Origin of the sequence: Paraburkholderia phymatum, assembly GCF_038900715.1 — a bacterium.
GTDB lineage: Bacteria > Pseudomonadota > Gammaproteobacteria > Burkholderiales > Burkholderiaceae > Paraburkholderia > Paraburkholderia phymatum_A.
Genome location: NZ_JAYMRZ010000032.1, coordinates 58,656 through 75,384, shown reverse-complemented (window position 1 = coordinate 75,384; position 16,729 = coordinate 58,656). Strand labels below are relative to the sequence as shown.

The 16,729-nt window shown below is 63.9% G+C and carries 13 protein-coding genes; 12 read left to right on the top strand and 1 reads right to left on the bottom strand.

Annotation, left to right across the window (positions count from 1 at the left end; all coding sequences use genetic code 11):
• Window positions 1–18: 18 nt before the first annotated feature.
• The 4 genes from VSR68_RS37815 (at window position 19) to boxA (ending at window position 5,602) form a co-directional block, all read left to right on the top strand.
• Window positions 19–981 carry a helix-turn-helix transcriptional regulator gene (locus tag VSR68_RS37815; protein ID WP_342944635.1) on the top strand — a complete coding sequence of 321 codons (963 nt, stop codon included), beginning with the start codon at window positions 19–21 and terminating at the stop codon, window positions 979–981.
• A 134-nt stretch (window positions 982–1,115) separates the two neighbouring features.
• Window positions 1,116–2,798 (top strand): 2,3-epoxybenzoyl-CoA dihydrolase, encoded by a 1,683-nt coding sequence (boxC, locus tag VSR68_RS37810; RefSeq protein ID WP_428983676.1) that lies wholly within the window; start codon window positions 1,116–1,118, stop codon window positions 2,796–2,798.
• Window positions 2,799–2,884: 86 nt separating this feature from the next.
• The gene (gene boxB / locus VSR68_RS37805) at window positions 2,885–4,312 is read left to right on the top strand and encodes a benzoyl-CoA 2,3-epoxidase subunit BoxB (protein ID WP_342944634.1); all 1,428 of its coding nucleotides are present in this window, start codon (window positions 2,885–2,887) and stop codon (window positions 4,310–4,312) included.
• Window positions 4,313–4,354: 42 nt separating this feature from the next.
• On the top strand, window positions 4,355–5,602 hold the full coding sequence (gene boxA / locus VSR68_RS37800; protein WP_342944633.1) for a benzoyl-CoA 2,3-epoxidase subunit BoxA: 1,248 nt from the start codon (window positions 4,355–4,357) through the stop codon (window positions 5,600–5,602).
• A gap of 57 nt (window positions 5,603–5,659) precedes the next feature.
• Here boxA and VSR68_RS37795 read toward each other — a convergent pair whose 3' ends face one another.
• The gene (locus tag VSR68_RS37795; protein WP_342944632.1) at window positions 5,660–6,364 is read right to left on the bottom strand and encodes a TetR/AcrR family transcriptional regulator; all 705 of its coding nucleotides are present in this window, start codon (window positions 6,362–6,364) and stop codon (window positions 5,660–5,662) included.
• Window positions 6,365–6,760: 396 nt separating this feature from the next.
• On the opposite strand from VSR68_RS37795, the gene VSR68_RS37790 reads away from it, so the two are divergent.
• The 8 genes from VSR68_RS37790 to VSR68_RS37755 all read left to right on the top strand — a co-directional run bounded on the left by VSR68_RS37790 (window position 6,761) and on the right by VSR68_RS37755 (window position 16,707).
• The gene (locus tag VSR68_RS37790; RefSeq protein WP_342944631.1) at window positions 6,761–8,038 is read left to right on the top strand and encodes a Zn-dependent hydrolase; all 1,278 of its coding nucleotides are present in this window, start codon (window positions 6,761–6,763) and stop codon (window positions 8,036–8,038) included.
• Between the two features lie 111 nt (window positions 8,039–8,149).
• A complete protein-coding gene (locus VSR68_RS37785; protein WP_342944630.1) occupies window positions 8,150–9,499 on the top strand; it encodes an NAD(P)-dependent oxidoreductase in 1,350 nt (449 codons plus the stop codon).
• Window positions 9,500–9,548: 49 nt separating this feature from the next.
• Window positions 9,549–10,871, top strand: coding sequence for an NAD-dependent dihydropyrimidine dehydrogenase subunit PreA (gene preA / locus VSR68_RS37780; RefSeq protein ID WP_342944629.1), 1,323 nt, complete (start codon window positions 9,549–9,551; stop codon window positions 10,869–10,871).
• A gap of 132 nt (window positions 10,872–11,003) precedes the next feature.
• Complete coding sequence (locus VSR68_RS37775; RefSeq protein WP_342944628.1) at window positions 11,004–12,500, top strand: NCS1 family nucleobase:cation symporter-1; 1,497 nt, start codon at window positions 11,004–11,006, stop codon at window positions 12,498–12,500.
• A gap of 28 nt (window positions 12,501–12,528) precedes the next feature.
• Window positions 12,529–13,980, top strand: a complete 1,452-nt coding sequence (hydA, locus tag VSR68_RS37770) for a dihydropyrimidinase (RefSeq protein WP_342944627.1) — start codon at window positions 12,529–12,531, stop codon at window positions 13,978–13,980.
• Window positions 13,981–14,453: 473 nt separating this feature from the next.
• Complete coding sequence (locus VSR68_RS37765) at window positions 14,454–15,236, top strand: amino acid ABC transporter substrate-binding protein (protein ID WP_162497881.1); 783 nt, start codon at window positions 14,454–14,456, stop codon at window positions 15,234–15,236.
• 22 nt (window positions 15,237–15,258) lie between these two features.
• Entirely contained in the window at window positions 15,259–15,936 is a 678-nt protein-coding gene (locus VSR68_RS37760) for an amino acid ABC transporter permease (RefSeq protein WP_090872065.1), read from the top strand.
• Between the two features lie 3 nt (window positions 15,937–15,939).
• Window positions 15,940–16,707, top strand: coding sequence for an amino acid ABC transporter ATP-binding protein (locus tag VSR68_RS37755; protein ID WP_342944626.1), 768 nt, complete (start codon window positions 15,940–15,942; stop codon window positions 16,705–16,707).
• The last annotated feature ends 22 nt before the right edge of the window (window positions 16,708–16,729 follow it).

Here is a 16,729-nt window from a genome sequence, read left to right as displayed (position 1 = left end):
GCGATGAGGGCTCGCGACATGAATCAAACTTACTCTGTGATAGCGGCCAGTGCGGCGCCGTCCCCGAACGCCGACGACGAAGCGCCGAAAGCCGAACGCGAAGAGCGCGACCCGTTTCTGACGGCGATGGGCGAACGCGTGCGCCTGCTGCGCGCGCGGCGCGGCATGACGCGCAAGACGCTGGCGGCGGAAACGGGCCTGTCCGAGCGGCATCTGGCGAATCTCGAATCGGGTCTCGGCAACGCATCGGTGCTGGTGCTGCGGCAGATCGCGGCCACGCTGAACTGCCCGCTCGCCGAAGTCATCGGCGACGAAACCACGTCATCCGCCGAATGGCTGCTGATCCGCGAACTGCTGCAGGGCCGCGACCAGGCGGCATTGCAGCGCGCGCGCGTCGCGCTGTCGGAGATGTTCGCGCAGGCGCCGCGCGACCCGCACCGGAAGGACCGCATCGCGTTGATCGGCCTGCGCGGCGCGGGCAAGTCGACGCTCGGCCGCATGCTCGCGCAGGAGCGCAAGGTGCCGTTCATCGAAATCACGCGCGTGATCGAGCAGATGGCGGGTTGCCCGCCATCGGAGATCCATTCGCTGTACGGCGCGAGCGCTTATCGGCGCTACGAGCAGCGCGCGCTCGAAGCCGTCATCGGCGAGCACGAGCGGGCCGTGATCGCGTCGCCGGGCGGGCTCGTGTCCGAGCCCGCCACGTTCAACATGCTGCTCGCGCACTGCTTCACCGTCTGGCTGCAGGCAAGCCCCGAAGAGCACATGCGCCGCGTCGTCGCGCAGGGCGATCTGCGGCCGATGGCGGGAAGCAAGGAGGCAATGGAAGACCTGAAGCGCATCCTTGCGGGCCGCAGCGAACTGTACGGACGCGCCGACATGAACTTCGACACCAGCGAGCGCACACTGGCCGACGCCTATCTGCAATTGCGCGACCGGCTCGCGGCGCGGCTCGCGGCCGAACTGGGCGACGAAGCATGATGCACTCCGGGCGTCATCAGGCGGCGCCCGCCTGCCAGGGATAACCCGAAAACATGAAGTAAAGTGCTTTACATGGCTGAGATAGTGCACTATTGTTCGTTCAAACAATCTGCATCCGCCTCAGGAGACGCCCTATGTCCTCAGCCATGTCTTCAGCAGACGCCGCTATCACGCGAGTCGACTACCGCACCGATCCCTCGCAGTACAAGCACTGGAAACTTTCGTTCAACGGCCCGGTGGCGACGCTCGGCATCGACATCGCCGAAGACGGCGGCATCCGCGACGGCTACAAGCTGAAGCTCAATTCATACGACCTCGGCGTCGATATCGAACTGCACGATGCACTTCAGCGCATCCGCTTCGAGCATCCCGAAGTGCGCACGGTCGTCCTCACGAGCATGAAGGACCGCGTGTTCTGCTCGGGCGCGAACATCTTCATGCTGGGCCTGTCGTCGCATGCATGGAAGGTCAACTTCTGCAAGTTCACGAACGAAACGCGCAATGGCATCGAAGATTCGTCGCGTCATTCCGGCCTGAAGTTTCTTGCAGCCGTCAACGGTGCGTGTGCGGGCGGCGGATATGAACTGGCACTCGCGTGCGATGAGATCTATCTGGTCGACGACCGCTCGTCATCGGTCGCGCTGCCGGAAGTGCCGCTGCTCGGCGTGCTGCCTGGCACGGGCGGCCTGACGCGCGTCACCGACAAGCGCAAGGTCCGCCACGACCGCGCCGATATTTTCTGCACGCTGGTCGAAGGCATTCGGGGCGCGCGGGCGAAAGAGTGGCGGCTCGTCGATGAAATCGTGAAGCCGAACCAGTTCGAACAGGCGATCGCCGCGCGCGCACTGGAACTCGCGCAGCCGAGCGACCGTCCCGCGGATGCGAAGGGCGTGACGCTCACGCGCATCGAGCGCGCCGAACATGAGGACGGCCTCACGTATGCGACGCTCGACGTGACGATCGACCGCGCGAAACGCACGGCCACCTTCACCGCGAAAGCGCCCACTGCCGATCAGCCGACCGATATCGACGCGATCGTCGCGAAGGGCGTGAACTGGTGGCCGCTAAAGTTCGCGCGCGAGCTCGACGATGCGATCCTCTCGATGCGCACGAACGAGCTGGAAATCGGCACGTGGATACTGAAGACGGAGGGCGACGCGCGCGCGGTGCTTGCCGCCGATGCGACGCTGCTCGAACACAGGGACCATTGGTTCGTGCGCGAAACGATTGGCCTCTTGCGCCGCACGCTCGCGCGCATCGACGTATCGTCGCGGTCGCTGTTCGCGCTGATCGAGCCGGGTTCGTGCTTTGCCGGCACGTTCGCGGAATTCGCATTCGCCGCAGATCGCACGTACATGGCGGCGCTGCCCGCGAATGAGGACGAAGAGCCGGCGATCACGCTGTCGGAAGTCAACTTCGGCCTGTATCCGATGGTCACGCATCAGTCTCGCCTCGCGCGGCGCTTCTATGAAGAAGCCGAGCCGCTCGACGCCGCGCGCGCGAAGATCGGTCAGCCTGTGAAAGCGGTGGAAGCGGAGCGTCTGGGTCTCGTAACAGCCTCGCCGGATGATATCGACTGGGCCGACGAAATCCGCATTGCGCTCGAAGAACGCGCGGCGATGTCACCCGATGCGCTGACGGGCATGGAAGCGAACCTGCGCTTCAACGGGCCCGAGACGATGGAGTCGCGCATCTTCGGCCGTCTGACGGCATGGCAGAACTGGATTTTCAACCGGCCGAACGCGGTGGGCGAGAAGGGCGCGCTCAAAGTGTACGGCAAGGGCAGCAAGGCGCAATTCGACGTGTCGCGCGTCTGAGCGCTCACTCCAGTCATCGCACGCACATCGACACGACGACGAGACGCCTCTCGCCAGACAACACGCACTGCGCTCAAGGAACCGACATGTCCACGATCAACTACAGCGACAAGATCCCCAACAACGTCAATCTCGCCGACGACCGCACGCTGCAACGCGCGCTCGAACAATGGCAGCCGAACTTCCTGTCATGGTGGAGCGACATGGGACCGGACGGCTCGCACAACTTCGACGTCTATCTGCGTACCGCGACCAGCGTCGACCCGGGCGGCTGGGCGCACTTCGATTACGTGAAGATGCCTGACTATCGCTGGGGCATCTTTCTGTCGCCCGGCGAGCAGGACCGCAAGATCCATTTCGGCGAGCACAAGGGCGAAGCCGCGTGGCAGGACGTCCCCGGCGAGCATCGTGCGAACCTGCGCCGCATCATCGTCACGCAAGGCGATACGGAGCCCGCTTCCGTCGAGCAGCAGCGTCATCTCGGCCTGACGGCGCCGTCGCTGTACGACCTGCGCAACCTGTTCCAGGTGAACGTCGAAGAAGGGCGTCACCTGTGGGCGATGGTGTATCTGCTGCATCGCTATTTCGGCCGCGATGGTCGCGAGGAAGCGGAAGCGCTGCTCGGCCGGCGCTCGGGCGACGAAGACAATCCGCGCATCCTCGGCGCGTTCAACGAGAAGACGCCCGACTGGCTCGCGTTCTACATGTTCACGTATTTCACGGACCGCGACGGCAAGTTCCAGTTGAGCGCGCTCGCCGAATCGGGCTTCGATCCGCTCGCGCGCACGACAAAGTTCATGCTGACGGAAGAAGCGCATCACATGTTCGTCGGCGAGTCGGGTGTGTCGCGTGTCGTGCAGCGCACCGCTCAGGTGATGAACGAACTGAAGACCGACGACGTCAGCAAGCTTCGCGCGGCGGGCGTGATCGATCTGCCGACGATCCAGCGCTATCTGAACTTCCATTACTCGGTGACGATCGATCTGTTCGGCGCGGACCAGTCGTCGAATGCGGCGACGTTCTATAGCTCGGGCCTCAAGGGCCGCTATGAAGAAACGAAGCGCGACGACGATCATCAACTGGGCGGCTTCAACTACAAGCTGCTCGACGTCGAGAACGGCAAGCTGATCGAGCGCGAAGTGCCGATGCTCAACGCGATGAACGAAGTGCTGCGCGACGACTACATCAAGGATTCGATGGCGGGTGTCGGGCGCTGGAACAAGGTGCTGGAAAAGGCCGGCATCGACTTTCGTCTGAGCGTGCCGCACAAGGCGTTCAACCGGCAGATCGGCACGTTCGCGGGCACGCATGTGTCGCCCGATGGTCGCGTGATCGGCGAGGCCGAATGGGCCGCGAACGAAACGAAATGGCTGCCGACTCCGGAAGACCGCGCATTCGTTGCATCGCTGATGGGGCGCGTCGTCGAGCCGGGCAAGTTCGCGAACTGGATCGCGCCGCCCGCGATGGGCATCAACCGCCAGCCCGTCGACTTCGAATACGTGCGCTTCAACTGAATGCGACGCAGTGCAAGGGCAAGAGGGTAGGAGACAGCAATCATGAACGCGCCTGTATCGATCGACATCCTGAAGCAGCATCTGATCGATCCGGAGATCTGCATTCGCTGCAACACATGCGAAGAGACCTGCCCGATCGATGCGATCACGCACGACGGCACGAACTATGTCGTGAAGCCGGACGTGTGCAACGCCTGCATGGCGTGCGTGCCGCCGTGCCCGACAGGCGCGATCGACAACTGGCGCTCGGTGCTCAAGGCCGACCCGTACAGTATCGACGAGCAGTTCACATGGGACGTGTTGCCCGAGCAGGGAACGATGGCGCCGCCGCCGTCCGCCGAGTCGCAAAACGCGCCGTCCGCGAGCAGCGACCATACCGATGAAGCGGAAGGCATCGAGGTCGATATGGTGCGCGGCGCGGTCGTGCCGCCGTGGTCCGCGGCGCGTCCTTATGTGAATCTCTACACGCACAGGAATCCGACGACGGCGACCGTCGTCGGCAACTATCGGCTCACCGATGAAGCGACGCAAAGCGATATCCATCACATCGTGATCGATTTCGGTCAGATGCCGTTCCCCGTGCTCGAAGGGCAGTCGATCGGCATTCTGCCGCCGGACGGCACCGCTGATGGACGCGCGCATCACGCGCGGCAATATTCGATCGCGAGTCCGCGCGACGGCGAACGCCCCGGCTACAACAACGTGTCGCTGACCGTGAAGCGCGTGACGCAGGACTACGAGGGCAATGCGACGAACGGCGTGTGCTCGAACTATCTGTGCGATCTGAAGAAGGGCGATGTCGTCAACGTGATCGGCCCGTTCGGCAGCACGTTTCTGATGCCGAATCATCCGAACTCGCATTTGCTGATGATCTGCACGGGCACGGGCTCGGCGCCGATGCGCGCGATGACGGAGTATCGCCGCCGGCGCAGGCTGAAGGGCGCAACAGGCAGGCTGATGTTGTTCTTCGGTGCGCGCACGAAAGAAGAGCTGCCTTACTTCGGCCCGTTGACGAATCTGCCGAAAGATTTCATCGACACGAACCTCGCGTTTTCACGCACGCCCGGCGAGCCGAAGCGCTACGTGCAGGACGCGATGCGCGAGCGTGCCGCCGACGTCGCGCAGATGCTCAAGGACGACAACACGTACATCTACGTGTGCGGATTGAAGGGCATGGAAGACGGCGTGCTGCAGTCGCTGCAGGATATCGCCGGGCAGCACGGTCTCGAATGGGATGTGCTGTGGCAGAAGCTCAAGCGCGAAGGGCGCCTGCATCTGGAAACGTATTAAGCACGTGAAAGAACCGCGCGAATGAAGTGACTGGGTGACTGAAGTGACCCGCAGCGCTCAGGTCTTCGCAGAAGGAGACCTGGCGCCGCACGCGCGAATCACGAGCTGCACGACCTGTTCGGTCGCCGCATCGAAGGCCTTTTGCGACAATGCCCGCTTGCCGCCCAGCGCGCGTATCTGCGCATCGAAATCCGCGTAGTGCTGCGTCGTCGCCCAGATCATGTACATCAACGTCTGCGCATCGACGTTCGCGAGCAGTCCGCGCGCGATCCAGTCGTCGATGACTTTCACGCGCGTGTCGAGCCACGGCTTCACGCGTTGATCGAGGATGTCCTGCATGTGTCCGGCGCCATGGATGATCTCGTTCGCCCACACCTTCGAGCCGAGCGGCCGCCGCCGCGACAGCTCCATCTTCGCGCGCACATAGCCGCCGATCGCTTCGACCGGGTCGTCGCTGCCTTCGAACGTATTCGCCGCGCGATGCCAGTCTTCGAACAGGTCTTCGAGCACGCGCCGGTAGAGCGCGAGCTTGGTCGGGAAGTAGTAGTGGACGTTGGCTTTCGGCAAGCCTGCACGCTCCGCGATCATCGCCGTGCTCGCGCCTTCGAAGCCCCTTTCCGCGAACACCGCCTCGGCGCACGCCAGCAGATGCGCTTCGTTGCTCTCGCGAATGTGAGCCTTGCGCCGCCGCAAAGGTCGCGCCGCTTCGTCGTGATCCATCTCGCTCACCGCTGCGTCTTCCACTGGCTTGTCATCTTTCATCGTTGGCCTCGCGCGGTCCGATGCCGCGTCGCGCTTCATTCTAGCCGCTTGCGCTCACGTCGACATGGACATTCGCACCGCTTCGCAGGGCAAGCGAAAGCGCGTTGCTGCGTTGCGATGGGCATGCTTCTCGCTCTGTACCTGTCCGCACGAAAGAGATTGATTTGCTGATTTTGATCGACTACAACCTGTCCAATCGGACAGGATTCGCAACGCGCCCGATGCCACCAATCGACCGGGACGCGAACGCATTCGCGCGATGCATGCGACGCGTGCATCGATGCCCCAAAGCGAATCCGCTGACGTAACCGATGCACCGGTTTCACGTCGTCGCGAGGCATCGCAAGGCCCTCGCGCCTGAACTGCAACGCGTGTTGATCCAGAGGAGCAAGACGAATGAATGCGGTATCCGAAGCGTTGAAACAGGGACTCGATACGTCGATTGCCGTCGACGGAAAGCGGCTGTGGGACAGCCTGATGACGATGGCGAAAATCGGCGCGACACCGAAGGGCGGCGTCTGCCGTCTCGCGCTCACCGACCTCGACAAGCAGGGCCGCGACCTGATCGTCAGCTGGGCGAAGGAGGCGGGCTGCACGGTGAGCGTCGATCAGATGGGCAACGTGTTCATGCGGCGCGCGGGCACGAACCCGAATGCGTTGCCCGTGATGACGGGCTCGCATGCCGACTCGCAACCGACGGGCGGCCGCTTCGACGGCATCTATGGCGTGCTCGGCGGGCTCGAAGTGATCCGCAGCCTCAACGATCGCAACATTCAGACCGAGCACCCGATCGAAGTCGTGATCTGGACCAACGAGGAAGGCTCGCGCTTCGCACCTGCGATGGTGGCGTCGGGCGTGTTCGCAGGCGTCTTCACGCTCGACTATGGCCTGTCGCGCAAGGACGTCGACGGCAAGACGATCGGCGAAGAACTGCGGCGCATCGGCTATGCGGGCGACGTGCCGTGCGGCGGACGTCCGCTGCATGCCGCGTTCGAACTGCACATCGAGCAGGGACCGATACTCGAAGCCGAGCAGAAGACGATCGGCGTCGTCACCGATGCGCAAGGGCAGCGCTGGTACGAAATCACGCTGACGGGGCAGGAAGCGCACGCGGGCCCGACGCCGATGCCTCGCCGCAAGGATGCGTTGCTGGGCGCCGCGCGCGTCGTCGATCTCGTCAACCGCATCGGCCTCGATCACGCGCCGCTCGCGTGCGCGACGGTCGGCATGATGCAGGTGCATCCGAACTCGCGCAACGTGATTCCCGGCCGCGTGTTCTTCACCGTCGATTTCCGTCATCCCGACGATGCCGTGCTCGCGAAGATGGACGCCGCGTTGCGTGAAGGCGTCGCGAAGATCGCGGGCGCAATCGGCCTCGAAACGCAACTCGAACAGATCTTCTACTACGAGCCCGTCAGGTTCGACGCGGCATGCGTGAAGTCCGTGCGCGCCGCTGCGGAGCGCTTCGGTTACTCGCATCGCGACATGGTGTCGGGCGCGGGTCATGACGCGTGTTATCTCGCGCAAGTCGCGCCGACGTCGATGGTATTCGTGCCGTGTGTCGACGGGATCAGTCACAACGAAATCGAAGACGCGACGCCCGAATGGATCGAGGCGGGCGCGAATGTGTTGCTGCACGCGATGCTGGAGCGCGCCTGCGAGCCCGCATCGTAAGCGCTCGATCTAACGCTTCACCGCTTTACCCATCAATCACATGTCGTCCCGGCTTCGCTGAAGCGAAGCCGGCAGGCACGGCTACGTCCTCACTTTGACGAAGGAACGCGTATGGCCATCAAGCAAACCGGCGACATCGCGGCGCAGCGCGTGTCGTCCGAACAGCTTTCGTGCGAGTTCGCGGATATCTCTCCGCTGCTGGATGCGACGGCAGCCGCCGCGGCCGCGAGCCGCTGCCACTACTGCTACGACGCGCCATGCGTGCAGGCCTGTCCGACGCAAATCGACATACCCGGCTTCATTCGCAAGATCGGCAACGGCAATCTGAAGGGCGCCGCCACCGATATTCTTTCGGCCAATCCATTGGGCGGCATGTGCGCGCGTGTCTGCCCGACCGAGATCCTTTGCGAAGGCGCATGCGTGCGCAATCACCAGGACGCGAAGCCCGTGGCGATCGGCGCGTTGCAACGTCACGCGACGGATTGGGCGATCGCGCGCGATGCCGTGCAGTTCAGGCGCGCGGCCGATAGCGGGCGTCATGTGGCCGTGGTCGGCGGGGGGCCGGCTGGGCTCGCGTGTGCGCATCGTCTTGCCGTGGCGGGCCATCGCGTGACGATCTACGACGCGCGCGACAAAGGCGGCGGCCTCAACGAATACGGCATCGCCGCGTACAAGACCGTCGATGACTTCGCGCAGCGCGAAGTGCAATGGCTGCTGTCGGTCGGCGGCATCGAATTGAAGACGGGTGTTGCGCTGGGTCGCGACGTGACACTCGACGCGTTGCGTCAACAGCACGACGCCGTATTCCTCGCGATGGGCCTCGCGGGCGTGCGCGCGCTCGAACTCGAAGGCGAAGCATTGAACGGCGTGATGAACGCCGTCGATTTCATCGAGCAGGTGCGTCAGGCGAAAGACTTGTCGACGGTGCCCGTCGGGCGTCGCGTGGTCGTGATCGGCGGCGGCAACACGGCTGTCGATGCCGCCGTGCAAAGCCGCAAGCTCGGCGCGACGAGCGTGACGATGGTGTACAGACGCGGCGTCGAATCGATGAGCGCGACATGGGCCGAGCGCGAGTTCGCGCAGACGCAGCGCGTGACGCTCGTCACGCATGCAAGGCCCGTGCGTCTGATCGGCAGAGATGGGGTGGTGACAGCCGTCGAGTTCGAACGCGTCGCAAACGATGACAGCGCGGAGCGCTTCACCGTCGAAGCCGATGTGGTGCTCAAGGCGATTGGTCAAACGCTGATGCCCGTCGGTCTCGATCGCGAACTGCTGACGCTCGACGGAAGCCGCATTGCCGTCGATGCGGACATGCGCACGTCGCTGGACAAGGTTTGGGCGGGCGGCGATTGCGCGGCATCGGGCGGCGTCGATCTGACCGTGCAGGCCGTGCAGGACGGCAAGCTCGCGGCCGCGTCGATCGACGCGGCGTTCGCGCTCGCAGCCGTCAAGGCGGCCTGAAACGCGCACGCGCAACGTCACAACACAACCGAATCCCACGGAGCCGAACATGGCCGATCTACGCTGCACGATTGCCGGCATCAATTCGCCGAATCCTTTCTGGCTCGCGTCCGCGCCGCCGACCGATAAGGCGTACAACGTGAACCGCGCTTTCGAGGCGGGCTGGGGCGGCGTCGTGTGGAAGACGCTCGGGCTCGATCCGCATGTGGTCAACGTCAGCTCGCGTTACGGCGCAGTGCAGTGGAACGGCCAGCGCATCGCGGGCCTGAACAACATCGAGCTGATCACGGACCGGCCGCTCGATGTCAACCTGCGCGAAATCACGCAGGTCAAGCGCGACTGGCCCGACCGCGCGCTGATCGTGTCGCTGATGGTGCCGTGCAACGAGCGCGACTGGAAATGGATTCTCCCGCTCGTCGAAGACACGGGCGCGGATGCCGTCGAGCTGAACTTCGGCTGTCCGCATGGGATGAGCGAACGCGGGATGGGTTCGGCCGTGGGGCAGGTGCCCGAGTATGTCGAGATGGTCACGCGCTGGGTCAAGGAGGGCACGAAGCTGCCGTGTCTCGTGAAGCTCACGCCGAACATCAGCGATATCCGCATGGGCTCGCGCGCCGCGTACAAGGGCGGCGCGGATGGCGTGTCGTTGATCAATACGATCAATTCGATCGTCGCTGTCGATCTCGACCAGATGGCGCCGATGCCGACCGTCGACGGCAAGGGCACGCACGGTGGCTACTGCGGCCCCGCCGTCAAACCTATCGCGCTGAACATGGTCGCCGAAATCGCGCGCGATCCGCAGACGCCCGGTCTGCCGATCTCGGGCATCGGCGGCATTTCGTCGTGGCGCGACGCGGCGGAGTTCATCGTGCTCGGCGCGGGCAGCGTGCAGGTGTGCACAGCGGCGATGCACTACGGCTTTCGCATCGTGTCCGATCTCGCGGACGGCCTGTCGAACTGGATGGACGAAAAGGGCTACGCGACGCTCGACGACATTCGCGGCCGCGCGGTGCCGAACGTCACCGACTGGAAGTACCTGAACCTGAAGCACGACATCAAGGCGCGCATCGATCAGGACAAGTGCATCCAGTGCGGTCTGTGTCACATCGCATGCGAGGACACGTCGCATCAGGCGATCACGCGCGAGAAGGACGGCAAGCGTCATTTCGAAGTGATCGACGCCGAGTGCGTCGGGTGCAATCTTTGCATGCATGTGTGCCCGGTCGAACAATGCATCACGATGGAGCGCGTCGACAGCGGCGAGTACGCGAACTGGACCACGCATCCGAACAATCCGGCGCGCGTCGTTGCCGATGCACCCGAATCGGGCCACGCGCAAGCCGATGCGCAGCACGCGGCGAAAGCGGCCTGATTCAGCGGCCATTTTTGCCGGCCATCTTCCGGCCCGACGCGTTTCGACGAATCACATCAGAGAACGCGCGGGCCTTCGAAGTCAACGAGCAGTCAATGTGCAGTCAACGAGCGATCAAGTGGAGATCCATCGATGAAGCAGACAGCGCAATCCGCCGACGCGCCGCACGGCAGCAGTCTCTATAACGACGACCTTGCACCGACAGGCCCCGCGCAGCGCACGTGGAAGTGGTATCACTTCGCGGCGCTGTGGGTCGGCATGGTGATGAACATCGCGTCGTACATGCTCGCGGCCGGCTTGACGGAAGAGGGCATGTCGCCGTGGCAGGCGGTGCTGACGGTCCTGCTCGGCAACGTGATCGTGCTGGTGCCGATGCTGTTGATCGGACATGCGGGCGCGAAGCACGGCATACCGTATGCGGTGCTGGTGCGCTCGTCGTTCGGCACGCAGGGCGCGAAGCTGCCGGCGATGCTGCGCGCGATCGTCGCGTGCGGCTGGTACGGCATCCAGACGTGGCTCGGCGGCAGCGCGATCTATACGCTGCTCAATATCCTGACGGGCAACGCGCTGCACGGCGCGGCGCTGCCGTTTCTCGACATCTCGGCCGCGCAGCTCGCGTGCTTTCTCGCGTTCTGGGCGTTGCAGATCTACTTCATCGTGCACGGCACCGATTCGATCCGCTGGCTCGAAAGCTGGTCCGCGCCGATCAAGGTCGTGATGTGCATCGCGCTCGTCTGGTGGGCGACGTCGAAGGCGGGCGGCGTCGGCTCGATGCTGTCGGCGCCTTCGCAGTTCGCGCCGGGCGGCAAGAAGGAAGGGCTCTTCTGGGTCACGTTCTGGCCGGGCCTCACCGCGATGGTCGGCTTCTGGGCGACGCTCGCGCTGAATATCCCGGACTTCACGCGCTTTGCGAAGACGCAGCGCGACCAGATCGTCGGGCAGTCGATCGGCTTGCCCGTGCCGATGGCGTTGCTGTCGGTGATCTCGGTTGTCGTCACGTCGGCGACGGTCGTGATCTACGGCAAGGCGATCTGGGACCCGATCGACTTGACGAGCCGCATGACGGGCATCGGCGTCGGCATCGCGCTCATCATCCTCACGCTCGATACGATGTGCTGCAATCTCGCCGCGAATCTCGTCGGACCCGCGTATGACTTTTCGAGCCTGTGGCCGAAGGGCATTTCGTATCGCACGGGCGGCCTGATCACCGCGACGATTGCTATCGTGATGATGCCGTGGAAGATTCTCGCGACCACGCAGGGCTATATCTTCACGTGGCTCGTCGGTTACTCGGCGCTGCTCGGACCCGTCGCGGGCATCCTGATGGTCGATTACTTCCTGATCCGCGGCACGCGGCTCGATCAGCGCGAACTGTTCGACGAAAACGGCGAATACAGCTATACGGGCGGCTGGAACATGGCCGCTGTCGTGGCGCTCGTGATCGGCGTGCTGCCGAATTTGCCGGGCTTTCTGCACACGGCGTTTCCCGCGTCGTTCCCCAACGTGCCCGGGTTCCTCAATACGCTCTACACGTATGCATGGTTCGTCGGACTCGCGCTCGCGTCGATCGTGTACGCCACGTGGATGAAGCTGCGCCGCAGTCCTGGCGCGAGCATGGCGAATGCGTGAACACGGCACTTAATGGAGGAGGCAACCGATGACAACCCTGATTCGCGGCGGCACCGTGATCGACGCCGACCGCACGCACAGAGCCGACGTGTTGATCGCGGACCCGCAGGACGGCGGCACGATCCTGCAGATCGACCGCACGATCGATCCGCCCGACGGCGCGAAGATCGTCGATGCACACGATCAGTACGTGATGCCCGGCGGCATCGATCCGCACACGCACATGGAGCTGCCGTTCATGGGCACGACGGCGAGCGACGATTTCTATTCAGGCACGGCGGCGGGCCTGTCGGGCGGCACGACGAGCATCATCGACTTCGTGATCCCGAGTCCCAGGCAGCCGCTCATGGATGCGTTCAAGGAATGGCGCGGGTGGGCCGAAAAGGCATCGGCGGATTATGGCTTTCACGTGGCCGTCACGTGGTGGGACGAGTCGGTGCATCGCGACATGGGCACGCTCGTGCATGAGCACGGCGTGTCGAGCTTCAAGCACTTCATGGCCTATAAGAACGCGATCATGGCCGATGACGAAGTGCTCGTGAACAGCTTCTCGCGTTCGCTCGAACTCGGCGCGCTGCCCACGGTACATGCGGAGAACGGCGAGCTCGTGTTCCAGTTGCAGAAGCAACTGCTAGCGAAGGGATTCAAGGGACCGGAGGCGCATCCGCTGTCGCGTCCGCCCGAAGTGGAGGGCGAGGCCGCGAATCGCGCGATCCGCATTGCGCAGGTGCTGGGCGTGCCCGTGTACATCGTGCACGTGTCCGCGAAAGAGGCTGTCGAAGCGATCTCGCGCGCGCGCAACGAAGGGCAGCGCGTGTTCGGCGAAGTGTTGCCTGGGCATCTCGTGATCGACGAATCCGTGTATCGCGACCGCGACTGGACGCGCGCCGCCGCGCATGTGATGAGCCCGCCGTTTCGCACGAGCGAGCATCGCGAGGCGCTGTGGCGCGGGCTGCAATCGGGTCAGCTCCACACGACGGCTACCGACCATTGCGTGTTCTGCGCGTCGCAGAAGGCGATGGGCCGCGAGGACTTCACGAAGATTCCGAACGGCTGCGGCGGCGTCGAGGACCGGATGTCGGTGCTGTGGCACGAGGGCGTGAACCACGGACGCATCACGCCGAACGAGTTCGTGCGCATCACGTCGACGAACGCCGCGCAGATCTTCAATCTGTATCCGCGCAAAGGCGCGGTGGAGGTCGGCGCGGACGCGGATCTCGTCATCTGGGACCCTGCCGCAACGAAGACGATCTCGGTGAAGACGCATCATCAGAAGGTCGACTTCAACGTGTTCGAAGGGATGACGGTGCAGGGCGTCGCGATGCACACGTTCACGCGCGGCGCGCATGCATGGGCCGACGGCGATCTGCGCGCGCAGCGCGGCGCGGGCCAGTATCTGAAGCGCCCGCCCAATGCCGCGTACTACGATGCGGTGCGGGTCGCCAACAAGCTGAAGGAGCCGCATCCCGTCGAACGCTGAACCGCGCCTGGGCACTCAGGCTCGACCCGGCTGCACGACACGAACGGCCGCTTCGCCTCGCAGGGCAGGAGCGGCCGTTGCTATTTTCGGGTATGCTTCCGGCCGCGCTGCGAGAGCGGCTTCCGACGCACCACGGCGCGTGCAAGGAACGAGTAAGGACGGCAAGAACGGAGCGGCAAATCGACGCCGAAGCCATTGCGGAGCGATCACAACGCAAACGCAACGCAACGACGATGCGACACGACGAACTGCACGCCATCGCCCCATGCGGCGCAAGGATTCGCGTGCGTCCGTATACTTGCGCATTGCCAACCCCTCTGTTTCGGTCTAGTTTATTCCGCCGCGGCATATATATAAGCGTTCAAATGCGTTGTGGAAATAAGGACCGTTTGCTACAGTCCGCCCACGCTGCCGGACGGGTGTTCCGGCAGACGCACGCACAACCGGATAAAACGAACCTCGGAGCACACATCATGAAGTCGATTCGATCCCTTCTGCTGATCGGCCTGCTGCAAGTCGCGACGGCCACGGCCGCGTTCGCCGCCGACGACCTCTCGAAGATCAAGTCCGCCGGCGAGATCAAGTTCGGCACGGAAGGCACCTACGCGCCGTTCACGTTCCACGACGCGTCGAACCAGCTGACGGGCTTCGACGTCGAAATCGGCCGCGCGATCGCGCAGAAGCTGGGCGTGAAGCCGGTGTTCGTCGAAGGCAAGTGGGACGGCCTGATCGCCGGTCTCGACGCGAACCGCTATGACGCCGTGATCAACGAAGTGGCCGTCACCGATGCGCGCAAGCAGAAGTACGACTTCTCCACGCCGTACATCACGTCGCACGCGGCGCTGATCGTGCGCGCGGACAACAGCGCGATCAAGACTTTCGACGACCTGAAGGGCAAGAAGTCGGCCAACACGCTGACCAGCAACTTCGGCAAGATCGCCGCCGCGCACGGCGCCGAAGTGGTCCCGGTGCAAGGCTTCAACGAATCGATCGACCTGCTGACGTCGGGCCGCGTCGATGCGACTGTCAACGACTCGCTGTCGTTCCTCGACTTCAAGAAGCACAAGCCGGACGCGAAGGTGAAGATCGCCGCGATCGACACGTCGTCGGATAGCTCGGACAAGTCGGCGGTGCTGATCCGCAAGGGCAATCCGGAACTGCAGGCCGCGATCAACAAGGCGCTCGCCGATATCAAGGCCGACGGTACGTACGAGAAGATCTCGAACAAGTACTTCGGCAAAGACGTTTCGCAATAAGCAAGAAGGGCGAGCCTGAATCATGCCAGCATGGTTGCACCTGATGGGGGAATCGCTGTGGCCGCTGCTGTACGCGGGCCTCGTGTTCACCGTGCCGTTGACGCTCGTGTCGTTTGCGATCGGACTCGCGCTGGCGTTCATCGTGGCGCTGCTGCGGCTGTTCGGGCCGGCATGGTCGGTGGCCGTCGTGCGCTTCTACGTGTGGCTGTTTCGCGGCTCGCCGCTGCTCGTTCAGCTGTTCGTGATCTTCTATGGCCTGCCGAACGTCGGCATCGTGCTCGATCCGTTGACGGCCGCGATCATCGGTTTCTCGTTGAACGTCGGCGCGTATAACTCGGAAGTGATTCGCGGCGTGATCGAGTCGATTCCGAAAGGGCAGTGGGAAGCTGCGTACTCGATGGGCATGACGCGCGCGCAGGCGCTGCGCCGCGCGATCCTGCCTCAGGCGGCGCGCGTCGCGTTGCCGCCGCTGTCGAACTCGTTCATCGCGCTCGTGAAGGACACGTCGCTTGCCGCCGTGCTGACCGTGCCGGAGATTTTCCAGGCCGCGCAGCGCATCGCATCGGTGACATACGAGCCGCTGATTCTCTATACGGAAGCCGCGCTGATCTACCTCGTGTTCAGCTCGGTGTTGTCGTCCGCGCAGGTGCGCCTCGAACGCCGCTTCGGCCGCCACGCGCTTTTCACGTCGGGTAGCTGAACGATGATTCGCCTCGAAAAAATCGAAAAGTATTTCGGCGATCATCGCGTGCTGAACAGCGTCGATCTCGCGCTCGATCAGGGCAACGTGACGGCGCTGATCGGCCCGTCGGGCAGCGGCAAGAGCACGCTGTTGCGCTGCGTGAACCTGCTGGAAATTCCCGAAGCCGGTTCGCTCGAACTCGGCGATCAGCGCATCCCGTTCAGCCGCACGGAAAAGCCGTCGAAGGAAGCGGTGCTCGCGATCCGGCGCCGCACGGGGATGGTGTTCCAGAACTTCCAGCTGTTCCCGCATCGAACGGTGATCGAGAACGTGATGGAAGGGCTCATCACGGTGCAGAAGTGGGACCGTGAAAGGGCGCGCGCGCGGGCGCTCGAACTGCTGGAAAAGGTCGGCATCGCGCACAAGGCCGATGCGTGGCCCGTCACGCTGTCGGGCGGACAGCAGCAGCGCGTGGCGATTGCGCGGGCGCTCGCGCCGTCGCCGGAAGTGCTGCTGTGCGACGAGCCGACTTCCGCGCTCGATCCGGGCCTCGCCGCCGAAGTGGTCGAAGTGCTGCGCCAGCTCGCGAAAGAAGGCATGACGATGCTGATGGCCACGCACGATCTGCGGCTCGCCGCATCGATCGCGCGCAATGTCGTGTTCCTGAGCAACGGGTCGATCGTCGAGCAGGGCCATTCGCGCGACATCTTCACGCGGCCGAAGCAGGCGGAAACCGCGAGCTTCGTGTCGACGCTCACGCAGACGCTGCCGGACGGCTGGGAAGACTGATCGCTTTCAGCCGATACACGCG

Coding starts and splice junctions, on each gene's coding strand:
- VSR68_RS37815 (WP_342944635.1), top strand. CDS start 19: ATGAATCAAACTTACTCTGTGATAGCGGCCAGTGCGGCGCCGTCCCCG.
- boxC (WP_428983676.1), top strand. CDS start 1,116: ATGTCCTCAGCCATGTCTTCAGCAGACGCCGCTATCACGCGAGTCGAC.
- boxB (WP_342944634.1), top strand. CDS start 2,885: ATGTCCACGATCAACTACAGCGACAAGATCCCCAACAACGTCAATCTC.
- boxA (WP_342944633.1), top strand. CDS start 4,355: ATGAACGCGCCTGTATCGATCGACATCCTGAAGCAGCATCTGATCGAT.
- VSR68_RS37795 (WP_342944632.1), bottom strand. CDS start 6,364: ATGAAAGATGACAAGCCAGTGGAAGACGCAGCGGTGAGCGAGATGGAT.
- VSR68_RS37790 (WP_342944631.1), top strand. CDS start 6,761: ATGAATGCGGTATCCGAAGCGTTGAAACAGGGACTCGATACGTCGATT.
- VSR68_RS37785 (WP_342944630.1), top strand. CDS start 8,150: ATGGCCATCAAGCAAACCGGCGACATCGCGGCGCAGCGCGTGTCGTCC.
- preA (WP_342944629.1), top strand. CDS start 9,549: ATGGCCGATCTACGCTGCACGATTGCCGGCATCAATTCGCCGAATCCT.
- VSR68_RS37775 (WP_342944628.1), top strand. CDS start 11,004: ATGAAGCAGACAGCGCAATCCGCCGACGCGCCGCACGGCAGCAGTCTC.
- hydA (WP_342944627.1), top strand. CDS start 12,529: ATGACAACCCTGATTCGCGGCGGCACCGTGATCGACGCCGACCGCACG.
- VSR68_RS37765 (WP_162497881.1), top strand. CDS start 14,454: ATGAAGTCGATTCGATCCCTTCTGCTGATCGGCCTGCTGCAAGTCGCG.
- VSR68_RS37760 (WP_090872065.1), top strand. CDS start 15,259: ATGCCAGCATGGTTGCACCTGATGGGGGAATCGCTGTGGCCGCTGCTG.
- VSR68_RS37755 (WP_342944626.1), top strand. CDS start 15,940: ATGATTCGCCTCGAAAAAATCGAAAAGTATTTCGGCGATCATCGCGTG.